Raw genomic sequence first — 13,408 nt, 5'->3', positions numbered from 1 at the left:
GGCCGTTAGACCTGGGTGCACAGGTACTTGATTTCCAGGTATTCCTCGATGCCGTAACGGGAACCCTCGCGGCCCAGGCCCGACTGCTTGACCCCGCCGAACGGCGCGACCTCGTTGGAAATCACGCCGGTATTCAGGCCGACCATGCCGTACTCGAGTGCCTCGCCCACACGCCAGATGCGGCCGTGGTCGCGTGTATAGAGATAGGCGGCGAGCCCGTACTCGGTGTCGTTGGCCATCGCGATCGCTTCCGCTTCATCCTCGAAGCGGAACACCGGGCCAACGGGCCCGAAGAGCTCCTCGCGCGCGACGCGCATGGCCGGCGTCGAACCGGCAATGACGGTCGGCTCGAAAAACGTGCCCCCAAGCGGATGGCCTTTCCCGCCCGTGACGATTCGTGCGCCCTTGCTCACGGCATCGTCGATCAGCTGATTCAGGTGGTCGCAGGCGGACTGCTGGATCAGCGGCCCCTGCTGCACCCCCGGTTCGACGCCGTTTCCTACCTTGAGCGCCTGGACTCGCCGGGTGAGTGCGTCGACGAAGCGGTCATGAATGCCGGCCTGGACGAGAAAGCGATTGGCGCATACACAGGTCTGGCCGCTATTCCGGTACTTCGACGCCATCGCACCTTCAACCGCGGCGTCGAGATCCGCGTCGTCGAACACGATGAAAGGTGCGTTGCCGCCGAGTTCGAGAGAGAGTCGCTTGATCGTCGCGGACGACTGGCTCATGAGCACGCGGCCGACTTCGGTCGAGCCGGTGAACGAAAGCTTGCGCACGACCGGGCTGGCCGTGAGCACCGCGCCGATCTCGCGCGACGGGCCGCACACCACTTGAAGGACACCGGCCGGAATGCCCGCGCGCTCAGCCAGGACGGCAAGCGCAAGCGCCGTGAGCGGCGTCAGGTCCGCGGGGCGCACGATGATGGAGCAGCCTGCGGCCAGTGCCGGCGCGACCTTGCGCGTGATCATCGCGGCAGGAAAATTCCACGGCGTGATCGCGGCACACACGCCGATCGGCTGACGAATGACGACGATGCGCTTGTCGCCTTGCGGGTGCGGAATGACGTCGCCGTAGACTCGCTTCGCTTCTTCGGCGAACCACTCCACGAAAGAAGCCGCATACATGATTTCGCCGCGGGCTTCCGCCAGCGGCTTGCCCTGCTCCGACGTCATGATCAGTGCGAGATCGTCGGCATTCGCCACGATCAGGTCGTACCAGGCGCGCAGGAGCTTCGCGCGCTCGTGGCTGGTCCGCTTCTGCCAGGCTTGTTGGGCAAGCGCCGACGCGGCAATGGCTTGCTCGACCTCCGCGGCGCCGAGGCTGGCCACGCGGGCCAGGATGTCACCCGTGGCCGGATTCGTGACGGGAAACGAGCGGCCGTCCGTGCCCTCCGCCCATCCCGACGCAAGCCACGCTCGCGTCTCCAGCAGCGCGCCATCTCGCAGTTGGGCGCGTAGCGCCGAAGGGTCAATCGCTTGGTTCGTCCTGCTGTGCATTTCGTTCACTAGCACCGTCTCCAGAAATTCTTGTTTTTCCATCCGGGCGCTTTCGCGCCGACACGCAAAAACGCTCAGGCATCCCTGCGCGAACGCCTGCTCCATCACCCGGGATTTCGCCTGACGTCCGGTATTGGGGGGGGCCGATGGCTCCGCCACACGGAAGTCTTCGCAAAACGTTGCCCACGCCGAGGAAGTCCACGATCGAGCGGTGACTTCCAATTGGGGATGAAACAGGCATGTAGATCAATTGACATGGTCATTTGACCATAAAGCATTTTCGGCGGCAACTCAGTAGTTCCACGGGCTGTCGGCGGCTCGTCGGAAGACTGCCGCGCAAGGTTGTGACAGCCGGACAAGCGGATCGCCCGGGACCTGTGGCGCCGAGGCGAACCCGGCGGATGCGCTCGGCGACGTTCCGCGCGAAGGCGATGCCGCCTGCTATGAAAGTTGAAAGGCAGGCGGACATTTATCCGGCCCGGGCAGCAGTTCGACGGACCACTGAGTCAGTTCATGGAAGGGAACGCCGCAGTTGCCGTACAAGCGCCGAAACGATGGTTCAAGAAATGGCGGCGTGTGGCATGGCGTCTGCCGCGATCGGGTGACAGGGTGGGCTGGTGAGACCGATGTGTGCCAAGGCAAGCAGCGGCACGGTGATAAATACACACAGTGCCGGTGATGGCGCGCACGGTGCGTCCGCTCAGGTTCGCACGTGAAAACGCGCTCCGTCACGCGCCTTCCGGATGGCAAAACCTCGTAATTTCAGTGTAATATCCGCTGCAGAAGACCATTTGTATTATCAATCGAAATAATGAAAACAGTCAGCCGGATTCGATCCGGCGACTGATACGGGGAAAGCTTGAACTCGCCATTCAATACCGGGGCATCCGGATCCGTTGGGCCGTCCGTGCCAGTTCACGTCGGCCGGATCTCTTCTTCTCTACGCCGGCACTTCCCGCGCGGCCGACCCCATTCCGACTGATATCCCGCGCTGAACGGCCCGTTCCGCGTCGCTCGCCTTCGTAGCACGCGGCCGGTACGCCGCCATCCCGCGATTCGGACAAACGTGCGCATGCCCGCACGGCGTCGTCACGTCGATCGATCAAAAGAAGAGGATTACTGAATTATGACTGCGTGTACCCACTGCGCAACCGATCTGCCCGGCGGTCTCAAGTTCTGCAAGCAATGCGGAACCCCGGTTGCGGCCATCCGGACCGAAGCGGCCAGCGCACCGTGCCGGAACTGCCACGCCGCGCTGATGCCGAACCAGCGTTTCTGCAACAAGTGCGGGACACCCGTCGCATCGGTCAATGACGCCGGTGCGATCGAGATGGAGGTGGAGGTGCCCGCGCCGCCGGCCGAGCCCGCACTGCAATCCGCACACGTGGCCGTGGAATCCGCTCGCGAATCTGCATCCGGCACCGTCGACGCGCAAGATACGCAAGCGGACATCAGCGGCGAATCGATGGCGGCGAACACTGCAGGGAACGACCTCTCGCGCGTCGCGAATACCGCCGATCCGGTATCGGGTCGTGCGAACGCACCGCTGCCATCGCACGACGCCGCGACCACTGCCACGCCCATCGCAGCGGCAGACCAGCGGGGCGATACGGTCGCTTCGTCGCAAGCCTCGCCTGTCGTCACGGATGCGCAATCCGCGCCTGCGGGCGTATCGGCGCATACCGCGGCGGCACTCGCCGACGGCGAAACAGACGGGGTCGATGCGGCGGCCAAGCCTCACGACGTACCGGATGCCGATGTAACGTCGGCGTCGGCCGAACCCATGCGTCCGCATTCCGGTGTGGTGCCCCCGCCGATACCGCAGCCCCCGACGACGAACGACGCTACGTCGGCAAGACTCAAGATCGTCGCAGCCGGCGTCGCGGTCGCCATCGCCTGCGCGGGTGGCGCGTTCTGGTGGCACGGCCGCCAGGCGAGCGCACCTGCAACGCCCGAACCGGTCGCCGCATCCACGGTTCCTGCGTTCACGACCAACGCCGCATCGGACATCGCGGGACCCGGTTCCGCCACCACCGGCGCGGCTGTTGTGACGACACCGCCCGACGCACCGGCGTCCGCGCCGACCGATACGGCCGCCGCAGCCATGACCGCGCCCGCGTCGGGCCCGGCCGTCGTCACGAATGTCACGACGGCTCCGGTGCCCGCGACGCCGCCGGCGTCGAACGCGCCGCCCGCAGCCGCGAACGCGCAGCCGCCGTCGCCCTTCGCGAAACTGCAGGACGACACGCCCACCCCAACCGCCCCCGCCACCGTTGCAGAGGCACCGCGCAACAAGCCGCACCCGACACCGCCGGCCCGCCCGTCCACGGCGGCCAACCCTGCCGCGCCCGCCGTCGACGGCCTGCTGAAACGCGCGCAGGGCGACCTGTCGCGCGGCCAGTACGACAAGGCGATCGCGACAGCGGAAAGCGTCCTGGCGATCGAGCCGGGCAACCGTCCGGCGAAGACGTTGATCGCCAAGGCGAAGGCGCGGCAGATGGATGCACTGCGCAACAACAGCACACTTGAATGAAGCGCCGGAGAAAACCGACATGACAATCCAGAAAACCCTCGCCGCGGCCTGCGCGGTCACCTTGCTCGCCAGCGGCTGCGCCACCCAGAACGGCACCGGCGGGATCTCGTCCGAATCGGTGCTGCGCTGCACCGCGCTCGGCGCCGGCGGCGCGCTGGTCGGTGCGCTGATCGGCGGCACCAAGGGCGCGATCGGCGGCGCGGTGGCCGGGCTTGCCGCGTGCGCCGTGATCGAAGTGGCGACGCGGCAGACGAAGACGGCGGCCGAAGTCGATCGCGATTACCGCGCGAACAACCGCAACAACCTGCCGCCGTACGCGAAGATCGACGCCTACACCACGGTTGTCACGCCGCGCTCCGCGGTCAAGACCGGCGAGCCGATCAAGCTGGCCTCGCAGATTCGCGCGGTATCCGGCACGAACGAGCCTGTCCAGGAAGTCAAGGAAGTCGTGACCGTCTACGCGCCGTCGGGCGAGCAGTTCAAGCGCGGCGAGAAGATCGTCAACGCGACGCCGGGCAGCGGCGAATTCGACAACAGCTTCACGCTGAAACTGCCGTCGGGTGCGCCGCAAGGCACGTACACGCTGAAAAGCCAGGTCTACCTGAACGGCAAGCCCGGCTCGACCCGGCAATCCAGCATCCAGCTCGCGCAGGTCGACGGCGTCACCGTCGTCGCGCTGCTCGACGCCCCCGCCGCACACTGACCGGCCCGCCCCTGCAAGGAGATTCAACGATGTCAACGCTCGATCAAGCCCCGGTGTCGGGAAAGTTCGGCCTGCTGCGTGCCGCCGAGGCCGTCACGAACTGGCGCGCACTCGCGATGTGCGCGTTCGCGCTCGTCGCCAGCATGCTGATGGCCATGCTCACGATCCAGGTACTCGGCCACAGCCCCGTGCTCGGCCTGCTGTTCGTCATCGCGACGCTCGCGATCTCGCTGATCGGCTATTCCGCGGTCGGCATCGTGCTGATGCGCGATGCACAGGGTGAATCGGTCGGATTCGTCGACGCGCTGCTGCAGGCCACGTTCAGCGTCCACCGCCTCGTCGGCATCGGCGTACTGCTGGTGGTCGGCTGGATCCTGCTGCTGCTCGCGTTGCTGATCGTGTTCCTGGTCTGCAAGCTCCCGGGCGTCGGCCCGCTGCTGTACGCGATCGCGTATCCGGTCGCGGCGATCGCCGCGGGCGCGATCTTCGCCGGCATGGGGTACGTCGGCTATCCGCTCGCCGCGCCCGCCATCTGGCAAGGCAACACGACGCTGCAGACCGCCGCGCGCCTGCTGCAGATCGGCCGCCGCCAGCTGCTCGGCGTGATCGTCCGGATGTTCGGGCTGCTGCTGCTCGTCGGCGTGCTGTCCGCCATCGTGTTCGGCATTCTCGGCACCGGCGCCGCGATCGCATCGTCGATCTCGGCGGCAACCGGCACCAGCCCGCTGGGTGGCCTGATGGGCACGCTCGGCGGCCTGGGCGGCCTCGGCCGGCACGCCAGCGCCTACGGCCTTGGCGCGGAGGCGGCGGGAGGCGGATTCGACTACCGCAGCATGGCCTACCTGGGCGCGTACGGCTTCGGCAACGGCCTGCTGTTCGCGATCGGTCTCGTGATTCCGTTCCTGACGTTCGTCAACGGCACGTGCCTCATCTATCTGCAGACGGTCAGCGGCGTCGATTTCTCCGCAACGGAAGAGAAGCTGAGCCAGCACGTCGCGGACGCGAAACGCCACGCCGAACAGGCACGCGAACGCGCCGCCGATCACCTTGCCAAAGCACGCGACTCGCATGCCGCCAGCACGGCGAGCGCAGCGGAGACGGCTTCGCTGCCGGCGTCGGATCCGAAATCGGCCGCCGCGGGCGAGGCCACGGCCTGTGCGCAGTGCCACAAGCCGATGGCCGCCGACGACCTGTTCTGCGGCGAATGCGGCGCGCGCCGTCACGCTTGACGACAGCGTGACCGCGCATCAAAGCGCGGCCCGCGGCCAGGTATCGCCGCGGGTCGCGGGGTTCGGGCAAACAACCGGCACGTATCGGCGGCCGGTTTCCTGAACGCGGTCGATCGGTTCGCGCAACACGTCGCGTCTACCGGCGCGATGACGAAAGCGCGACGCTGCGCGAACATCCCGCGCTCGCGTACCCGGTCAACCGGCCCGCGCAAGCGGCCTGAGCGCCCGCCGCACGTTGCTTGCGCAACGGCAAGCCGGCAGCCTGACCCGACGCTCACCTTCGCGACAGCGACAGCGACAGCGACAGCGAACGCCGCAGCGCACGACCCTGCCTACACCCGCCCCGCCAGATGAAACCGTGACGCCGGATGCCACAGCTGCACCGACGTCGCGACCTGCCCGCCGACCCACGTGCGCCGCCGCAGCAGCAGACACGGTTCGCCGATTTCCATCACGAGGTGCCGGCGCACCTGCGCATCGGGCTTCTGCGCGTAGATGCGGAATTCCGCGCGCTGGATCGGCGCGAGCCGCACCATGTAGTGGTTCGGGGTCTCGACCGTGAAATCCTGCTCGAGATAGTCGGGAAACAGCGCCGGATTGACGTAGCGATCCTCGAACTGGATCGGCTCGCCCTCCTCGCAATGCACGATGCGCGAATGAAACACCGGCCCCGTGCGAAGTCCGAGCGCCTCGATCGCTTCGGGATCGTCGCTGCTTTCGATCATCAGCACGCGTGCACTGTGCCGGTGGCCGCGCTCGGCGATCTCGTCCGCGATGTTGCGGATCTCGAGCACCGTCGATTCATAATGACGGCGCTCGACGAAGGTGCCCGCCCCCTGGATGCGGGTCAGCACACGCTCGGCGGTCAGCTCGCGCAGCGCACGCGATACCGTCATCCGCGCCACGCCGAACTCCTTGACCAGTTCGGCTTCGGTCGGAATCGCGCCACCGGGCTTCCAGTCCCCGTTCGCGATCCGCTCGACCACGTAGCGCTTGATCTGCTGGTAGGCCGGCAGCGCGCGTGCCGGCACGTCGTCGCCCGGTACGGCCCCCGGCCGGGCCGCCGTATATCGTTCCGCTTCGTTCATGCGCCCTCGATCGAATGAAGATGGGATGACCTGCCGACCGTCGCCCCGCCGCTGCGTCACGCCAGCGACGGCGGTACGCCCGCGACGATGGCGGCCGCGCTCGCGATGTCGTCCGCGAGCGGCCGGTCGTCGTGATATGCCGGCACGCGGTCGCGCACGTAACGCCACAGCGCGTCGGTCGGCGCCGCCCGCGACGCTTCGTTCTCCTGCAAATCGTACGCCTGCGCGGCGGCCAGCAACTCGATCGCGAGCACGCGCGTGGTGTTCTCGATGATGTCGAGCGCCTTCAGCGCGGCCGGCGTCGCATGGCACAGGTGATCTTCCTGCAGGCCCGACGTGATGCCGCCGTCGAGGCTCGCGGGCGCGGCGAGCCGCTGGTTCTGCGCCACCAGCGCGACCGCGGTGTACTGGGCGATCATGAACCCGGAACACGTGCCGCCCGGCGCCGCGAGAAATGCCGGCAGCCCGCTCACGAGCGGATTGACGAGCCGGTCGAGCCGCCGCTCGGCAATCGCCGCGACCTGCGCCATCGCGGCCGCAAGGCTGTCCATCGCGAGCGCGATGCCCGCGCCGACCGCATGCGCCTGCGAATGGACGGCCGGCGCGTCCCGGGTGCCCGCGACGATCGGATTGTCGGTCACGGACGCGAGCTCGCGGTCGACGACTTCCGCCGTGACCGCCAGCACGTCGCGCGCCGCGCCGTGCACGTGCGGAATCGTGCGCAGGCTGAGCGGGTCCTGCGTATGTCGCCCGTTCGCCGCGGCGAGCATCGCGCTGTCGGCGAGCATCGCACGCAAACGCGCGCCGACGTGCCCGATGCCGGGCGAAATGCGCAGCGCCAGCGACGCCGGATCGAACGCGGCGAGCTGGCCGCCGAGATTCTCGAAGCTCGTCGCCGCGATCCAGTCGGCCCAGTCGAGCAACCGCTCGGCGCGCGCGAGCGCGAGCGCGGCGAGCCCCGTCACGCACGGCGTGCCGTTGACGAGGCTCAGCCCCTCCTTGGCGCCGAGCGCCAGCGGCTCGCGGCCGATGCGGCGCAACGCTTCGTCGCCACGCACGCGTTCGCCGCGATGACGCGCGTGGCCGTGCCCGATACAGACGAGCGCGACGTGCGCCATGTGGGTCAGGTAGCCGACCGACCCGTGCGCCGGCACTTCCGGCAAGCAATCGTGCTCGAGCAGGGCGACCAGCTGGTCGACGATGTCGGCCCGCACGCCGGAATGCCCGTGCGCGTAATTGTTGATCGCGGCCGCGATGATCGCGCGCGTTTCCGCCGCCCCGAGCGGCGCGCCGACGCCGACCGCGTGGCTCATCAGGATGTTGCGCGACAGCGTGCCCTGCTGCGCGGGCGACACGATCACGTCGCATAGCGCACCGACGCCCGTGTTGACGCCATATGCGCGAATGCCGCGCGCGACGATTGCGTCGACGAGTTCGCGCGCCGCGACGACACGCCCGCGCGCGTCGTCGGTCAACGCGAGCGGCGCGCCGGCCGCCACCGCCGCGATCTGCCGCCAGTCGAGCGGCCGGGCCGAACGGAATACGGTCATGGCGGCCTCAGTTCGCGGCACGGTCATGATGGCTCGACACGAACTGGCGGAAGCGTTCGGAGCACTGGCCGCCGAACAGTTCGCCAGGCGTCCCGTCCGCATCGACCTCGCCCTGATGCAGGAACATCACGCGATTCGACACGTGCCGCGCGAAACCCATCTCGTGCGTGACGACCAGCATCGTGCGCCCTTCCTCCGCGAGCGAGCGCATCACGCGCAGCACCTCGCCGACCAGCTCAGGATCGAGCGCCGACGTCGGTTCGTCGAACAGCATCACCTTCGGATGCATCGCGAGCGCCCGCGCGATCGCGACCCGCTGCTGCTGGCCGCCCGACAGATGGGCCGGATAGTAGCCGCGCTTGTCCGCGAGGCCGACGCGCGCGAGCAGCGCCTCGGCTTCCTCGACCGCTTCCGCGCGACTGCGCTTCTGCACGCGCAGCGGCCCTTCGACGAGATTGTCGAGCACGGTCATGTGCGACCACAGGTTGAAGTTCTGGAACACCATCCCGAGCTGCGAGCGAATGCGGTCGACCTGGCGCCGGTCGCCCGGATGCAGCTTGCCGTCGCGCGCGCGCTTCATCTTCAGTTCCTCGCCGGCGAGCGCGACCGAGCCGTCGTCGGGCGTTTCGAGCAGGTTCAGGCAGCGCAGGAAGGTGCTCTTGCCCGAGCCGCTCGCACCGAGGATCGAGATGACGTCGCCTTCGTGCGCGTCGAGCGAAATGCCCTTCAGCACGTGGTGATCGCCGAACGACTTGTGGATGTTCCTGACCGACAGGGCGACGGGAGCAGCGGTATTCATCGATTTCTCCTGGAAGGAAGGACGCGGTCAGGATGCGACACGTCGCGCATTGCGTGCGTCGGCCGCGGGTGCGCCGGACGGCTTCGGCGCGCGCAGGTGGCCCGACAGCCGCCATTCGAGCGCGCCGAGCAGGCGGACGATGATGAAGTTCAGGCCCAGGTAGATGAGGGCCGCACACACGAACACCTCGGTCGTCCGGTAGGTTTGCTGGATGATCTGCTGCGCGACGCCCGTCACCTCCCACACGGTCACGAGGCTGGCGAGCGCGGTCGACTTGACCAGCAGCACGGCTTCGGTCGAATACGCGGGCAGGCACTGGCGCAGCGCGATCGGGCCGATCACGCGGCGCAGCAGCGCGAAGCCCGACAGGCCGATCGAATAGCCGGCCTCGATCTGCCCGACCGGCACGGCCATCAGCCCGCCGCGCAGGATCTCGGCCGTGTAGCCGGCCGTACACAGCGCGAGCGACAGCACCGCGCACACGTACGGCTCGCGCAGCAGCGGCCACATGAAGCTCTCGCGGATCACGCCGAACTGGCCGAGCCCGTAGTACACGAGAAACATCTGGATCAGCAGCGGCGAGCCACGAAACACCAGGATGTAGGCACGCGCGAAGCGGTTCGGCAGCCAGCGCGGCGACACGCGCATCGTGACGATCACGAGCGACAGCAGGCCGCCGAGCACGAGCGACGCGAAGAACAGGCCGAGCGTGGTCGGTACCGCCGCGAGCAGCTGGCGCAGCGTGTCGAACAGGAAGTCGAAATCGAGTGACATGGGCGCTCCGTCAGTTGCGTGCGAAGTTGCGGCGGAACGACCGGCCGACGATCGCTTCAGCGCGGTTGAACACGCGGTTCGACAGCCCCGTCATGACCAGGTAGAGCGCACCGCCCGCGACGAAGAACACGAAATACTGATGGGTCGAATTCGCCGCGATCTGGCTCGTGCGCAGCAGCTCGGCGAGCCCGGTGACCGAGATCAGCGCCGAATCCTTCAGGCTCAGCTGCCACACGTTGCCGATGCCGGGCAACGCGAAGCGCAGGACCTGCGGAATCAGGATGCGCCGCAGCACCATGCTGCGCGGCATGCCGATCGAGCGCGCCGCTTCGAGCTCGCCCTTCGATACCGCGAGCACGGCCGCGCGATACACCTCGGCCTGGTACGCACCGGAAATCATCCCCACCGCGAGCGCGCCGATCACGAACGGCGGCACGCCGATGAAGCCTTCCGCACCGAACCACTGGCCCACGGCCGTGACGAGCGTCGAGCCGCCGAAATAGAACAGGTAGATGACGAGCAGTTCGGGCACGCCGCGAAACACCGTCGTGTACAGGTCGCCGAGCAGGCGGGCGCTGCGATAGCGCGACAGCTTCGCGGCCGCGATGCCCGCGCCGATCACGGCGCCGACCGCGAGCGCGGCAAGCGTCAGCGCGACCGTCATCAGCGCGGCGAGCAGCAGCACACCGCCCCAGCCTTCGGTTCCGAAGCCCAGCATTTCAAGGATCGCCATGCGTGCCTCCCGGCAAGCGTTGATAGGATCGGCAGGATGCGCGCCGCCGCGCTCAGCTCATGCCGCTTGCGCGGCGGCGGCCGGACGTGCGCTTACGGGGTGACGTCGGTCTTGAACCACTTGTCGGCGAGCTTCTTCACGGTGCCGTCCGCGAGCGCGGCGCCGATCGCCGTATCGAACTTCGTCTTCAGGTCGGCATCCTGCTTGCGGAACGCGAGCCCTTCGCCCGGCCCCCAGATCGGTCCGCCGAGCTTCGGCCCCGCGAGCACGATCGATGCGGTGTCCTTCTTCGTGTTGTTCGCCGCGTAGTACGTGACATCGTCGAACGACGCGTCGATGCGGCCGGCGACGAGGTCGAGATCGCGCTCGGGCGAGGTCTTGTACACGCGGATCGACGCGATGTCCTTGAAGCTGTCGTTGATGAACTTCGTGTAGACGGTGCCCGACTGGATGCCGATCGTCTTGCCCTTCAGCTGCTTGCGCAGCGCGTCGACGGTCGATTTGTCGGCATTCGCGTCGCCCGACAGCTTGACGATCGGCGCGCCCGGCGCCGCCTTCGGCAAGATCTTCGTATCGGTGACGGCGAACGTCGCGGGCGTCGCGGCATAAGGACGCGAGAACAGCAGGATCTTCTCGCGCTCCGGCGTGATCGAGATCGCATCCATCAGGACATCGAACTTGCCGGCCTGCAGCCCCGGGATCATCCCGTCCCAGTCCTGCGCGACCATGTTGCACTGCACCTTGATCCGCTCGCACACGTTGGCGAGCAGTTCGGGCTCGAAGCCGCCGAGCTTGCCGCCCGGCAGTGTGAGGTTCCACGGCGCGTAGCCGCCCTCGAGCGCCACCGTCACCGTCTTCCATTCCTTCGCCTGCACCGGCGCGGAAAGCGTGGCCGCTGCCGCTGCGATGATGCCGATCGTCCTGACTGCCCACTTGATGCGCTTGCCGTTCACGAGATTTCTCCTTGTGTTGAAGATCGTCATCCCTTCGGTCATGCAAGCGGCCTCAGGAATTTGTCTATACAAGCATGCAAGAAGAAAAAACGAGCGACAAGCGTTGATCAAAAAAAACCGGGAAAACGCGGGAAATCCCCTAATTCCGGGGCTCTGACGTGCCTCGCGGTGGTGATTCCCGGCACGAACATGGTGCATTTCATCTGATCTTTCGATCAGGATGACTAGACAAATTCGTGATTCGAATGTTTCGCTAAACACACTAAAACAGCCGGCGAATCGTGCCGTCATGCCGGCAGGCGCATCGCTCGCACGCCTCCCGCGAACTGGCGACTGCGCGACGCGCAGGCCCCGTCCTCACCACGCGGCAAACACGTCCTGTGCGATCCCGAAGCCCGTGCTCATCCCGGCGCCGCTCGTCACGACGACGACGCGCGTGCCGTCATCCGGCGCCTCGATCACGCAATCGGCATCGGCTGCCGACGGATAGCTGCCGGTCCAGCGTTCGACGATGTCCAGTTCCGGCGCATCGAGCGTCTCGTGCAGCAGGCGCAGGATCTGCGCATCGATCTCCTGCGTCGCGAACGGCAGCGGTGCGGCGCCATATTCATGCGAATCGCCCACCACGAGACTGCCGTCGGCGCTCTGCACCGCGATCAGGTGGATGCCGTAACCGAGGCACACGGGTTCCTCCGCTTTCAGGCGCGTGCGCAATGCGTCGGCGGCGGGCAGCGCCGCGAAACCCGCGTAACGCAGCAGGCTCAGGTCGCTCATCACCGCGGCGCGCAGCGCCAGCGAGCGACGCGGCCGCACGCGCAGCATCTGTAACTGGCACAGCCGCACCGCGTGCCGCGCGAACCAGTCGCCGACCAAGTGACGGCTGTCCGCATTGCCGCAGACGATCACGCGCTCCGCGTGCAACACGCCGCGCGACGTACGCACGGTCGGCGTGCGCACCTCGTGCACCATCTCGCCGTAGCGAAACGCCACGTCGAAACGTTCCGCCAGCCAGGACGCCAGCAACGGGATCGCCGTACGCGGCTCGATGCGCAGTTCATGCGGGCTGTGCAGCACGCCCTGCGCACCGTCGAGCCGCAACTCCGGCGCCACTGCCGCCGCTTCACCGGGCGTCATGACCCGGCAACCGTCGGCCATGCCGGTCTGCATGAACGCATCGATCAGGCGCATCGCCTCGGGGCGGCGCGCAATCAGGTGGAGGCCCTTGTGAAGCACGTCGATGCCGGCTTGCGGCGCGACGTCCGCCCAGACCTCGCGGCTCGCCCGCGCACGCCGCCAGCTGTGTCCGGCGTGCTGCCCGGTGACGGTGACGAAGCCGAAATTGCGGATCGACGCGCCCACGCATGCGGCATCGCGTTCGATCACGCAGACACGCAGCCCCTTGCGGGCCGCCGTATAGGCATGGGCGAGGCCGACGATGCCGGCGCCGACGATGATCACGTCATAAGCGTCTGCCGCTGCGATGGCGTTCACGATTGCACGTTCCTTCTGTCGAGATGACACGCGCCGCCTTCAGGGCGGGCGTAACG

General features: G+C 67.5%; 11 protein-coding genes. 3 read left to right on the top strand and 8 right to left on the bottom strand.

Features of this window, described 5'->3' with window-relative positions; all coding sequences use genetic code 11:
- Positions 1-5 precede the first annotated feature (5 nt).
- Entirely contained in the window at positions 6-1,499 is a 1,494-nt protein-coding gene (locus CFB45_RS33530; RefSeq protein WP_089430096.1) for an NAD-dependent succinate-semialdehyde dehydrogenase, read from the bottom strand.
- 1,126 nt (positions 1,500-2,625) lie between these two features.
- Here CFB45_RS33530 and CFB45_RS33525 point away from each other — a divergent pair.
- The 3 genes from CFB45_RS33525 to CFB45_RS33515 are packed head-to-tail and all read left to right on the top strand — an operon-like array spanning position 2,626 to position 5,964.
- Positions 2,626-4,032: a zinc ribbon domain-containing protein gene (locus CFB45_RS33525; RefSeq protein ID WP_089429425.1), complete on the top strand. Its 1,407-nt coding sequence runs from the start codon at positions 2,626-2,628 to the stop codon at positions 4,030-4,032.
- Positions 4,033-4,051: 19 nt separating this feature from the next.
- On the top strand, positions 4,052-4,735 hold the full coding sequence (locus CFB45_RS33520) for a hypothetical protein (protein WP_241025969.1): 684 nt from the start codon (positions 4,052-4,054) through the stop codon (positions 4,733-4,735).
- Positions 4,736-4,764: 29 nt separating this feature from the next.
- Positions 4,765-5,964 (top strand): hypothetical protein, encoded by a 1,200-nt coding sequence (locus tag CFB45_RS33515; RefSeq protein WP_089429423.1) that lies wholly within the window; start codon positions 4,765-4,767, stop codon positions 5,962-5,964.
- A 332-nt stretch (positions 5,965-6,296) separates the two neighbouring features.
- Here the strand turns inward: CFB45_RS33515 and hutC are convergent, their stop codons facing one another.
- From hutC to CFB45_RS33480, 7 genes are all read right to left on the bottom strand, one after another.
- A complete protein-coding gene (gene hutC / locus CFB45_RS33510; protein WP_089429422.1) occupies positions 6,297-7,052 on the bottom strand; it encodes a histidine utilization repressor in 756 nt (251 codons plus the stop codon).
- Between the two features lie 56 nt (positions 7,053-7,108).
- Positions 7,109-8,602: an HAL/PAL/TAL family ammonia-lyase gene (locus CFB45_RS33505; RefSeq protein ID WP_089429421.1), complete on the bottom strand. Its 1,494-nt coding sequence runs from the start codon at positions 8,600-8,602 to the stop codon at positions 7,109-7,111.
- A 7-nt stretch (positions 8,603-8,609) separates the two neighbouring features.
- Positions 8,610-9,401: an ABC transporter ATP-binding protein gene (locus CFB45_RS33500; protein ID WP_039353363.1), complete on the bottom strand. Its 792-nt coding sequence runs from the start codon at positions 9,399-9,401 to the stop codon at positions 8,610-8,612.
- 27 nt (positions 9,402-9,428) lie between these two features.
- Positions 9,429-10,175, bottom strand: a complete 747-nt coding sequence (locus tag CFB45_RS33495) for an ABC transporter permease (protein ID WP_089429420.1) — start codon at positions 10,173-10,175, stop codon at positions 9,429-9,431.
- A 10-nt stretch (positions 10,176-10,185) separates the two neighbouring features.
- Positions 10,186-10,908: an ABC transporter permease gene (locus tag CFB45_RS33490; RefSeq protein WP_039353368.1), complete on the bottom strand. Its 723-nt coding sequence runs from the start codon at positions 10,906-10,908 to the stop codon at positions 10,186-10,188.
- A gap of 92 nt (positions 10,909-11,000) precedes the next feature.
- Complete coding sequence (locus CFB45_RS33485; RefSeq protein WP_039353370.1) at positions 11,001-11,861, bottom strand: transporter substrate-binding domain-containing protein; 861 nt, start codon at positions 11,859-11,861, stop codon at positions 11,001-11,003.
- 357 nt (positions 11,862-12,218) lie between these two features.
- Positions 12,219-13,352: a TIGR03364 family FAD-dependent oxidoreductase gene (locus CFB45_RS33480; RefSeq protein ID WP_256978466.1), complete on the bottom strand. Its 1,134-nt coding sequence runs from the start codon at positions 13,350-13,352 to the stop codon at positions 12,219-12,221.
- Positions 13,353-13,408 lie beyond the last annotated feature (56 nt).

Source organism: Burkholderia sp. HI2500 (genome assembly GCF_002223055.1).
In the GTDB taxonomy this organism is placed as follows: Bacteria; Pseudomonadota; Gammaproteobacteria; order Burkholderiales; family Burkholderiaceae; genus Burkholderia.
The sequence above is the reverse complement of the archived record's forward strand: the minus strand, read 5'-3'. Positions and strand labels throughout refer to the sequence as shown.

What these genes read in the sequence shown, in the direction of transcription:
- CFB45_RS33530 (WP_089430096.1), bottom strand. Translation starts at nt 1,499, where the DNA reads ATGCACAGCAGGACGAACCAAGCGATTGACCCTTCGGCGCTACGCGCC.
- CFB45_RS33525 (WP_089429425.1), top strand. Translation starts at nt 2,626, where the DNA reads ATGACTGCGTGTACCCACTGCGCAACCGATCTGCCCGGCGGTCTCAAG.
- CFB45_RS33520 (WP_241025969.1), top strand. Translation starts at nt 4,052, where the DNA reads ATGACAATCCAGAAAACCCTCGCCGCGGCCTGCGCGGTCACCTTGCTC.
- CFB45_RS33515 (WP_089429423.1), top strand. Translation starts at nt 4,765, where the DNA reads ATGTCAACGCTCGATCAAGCCCCGGTGTCGGGAAAGTTCGGCCTGCTG.
- hutC (WP_089429422.1), bottom strand. Translation starts at nt 7,052, where the DNA reads ATGAACGAAGCGGAACGATATACGGCGGCCCGGCCGGGGGCCGTACCG.
- CFB45_RS33505 (WP_089429421.1), bottom strand. Translation starts at nt 8,602, where the DNA reads ATGACCGTATTCCGTTCGGCCCGGCCGCTCGACTGGCGGCAGATCGCG.
- CFB45_RS33500 (WP_039353363.1), bottom strand. Translation starts at nt 9,401, where the DNA reads ATGAATACCGCTGCTCCCGTCGCCCTGTCGGTCAGGAACATCCACAAG.
- CFB45_RS33495 (WP_089429420.1), bottom strand. Translation starts at nt 10,175, where the DNA reads ATGTCACTCGATTTCGACTTCCTGTTCGACACGCTGCGCCAGCTGCTC.
- CFB45_RS33490 (WP_039353368.1), bottom strand. Translation starts at nt 10,908, where the DNA reads ATGGCGATCCTTGAAATGCTGGGCTTCGGAACCGAAGGCTGGGGCGGT.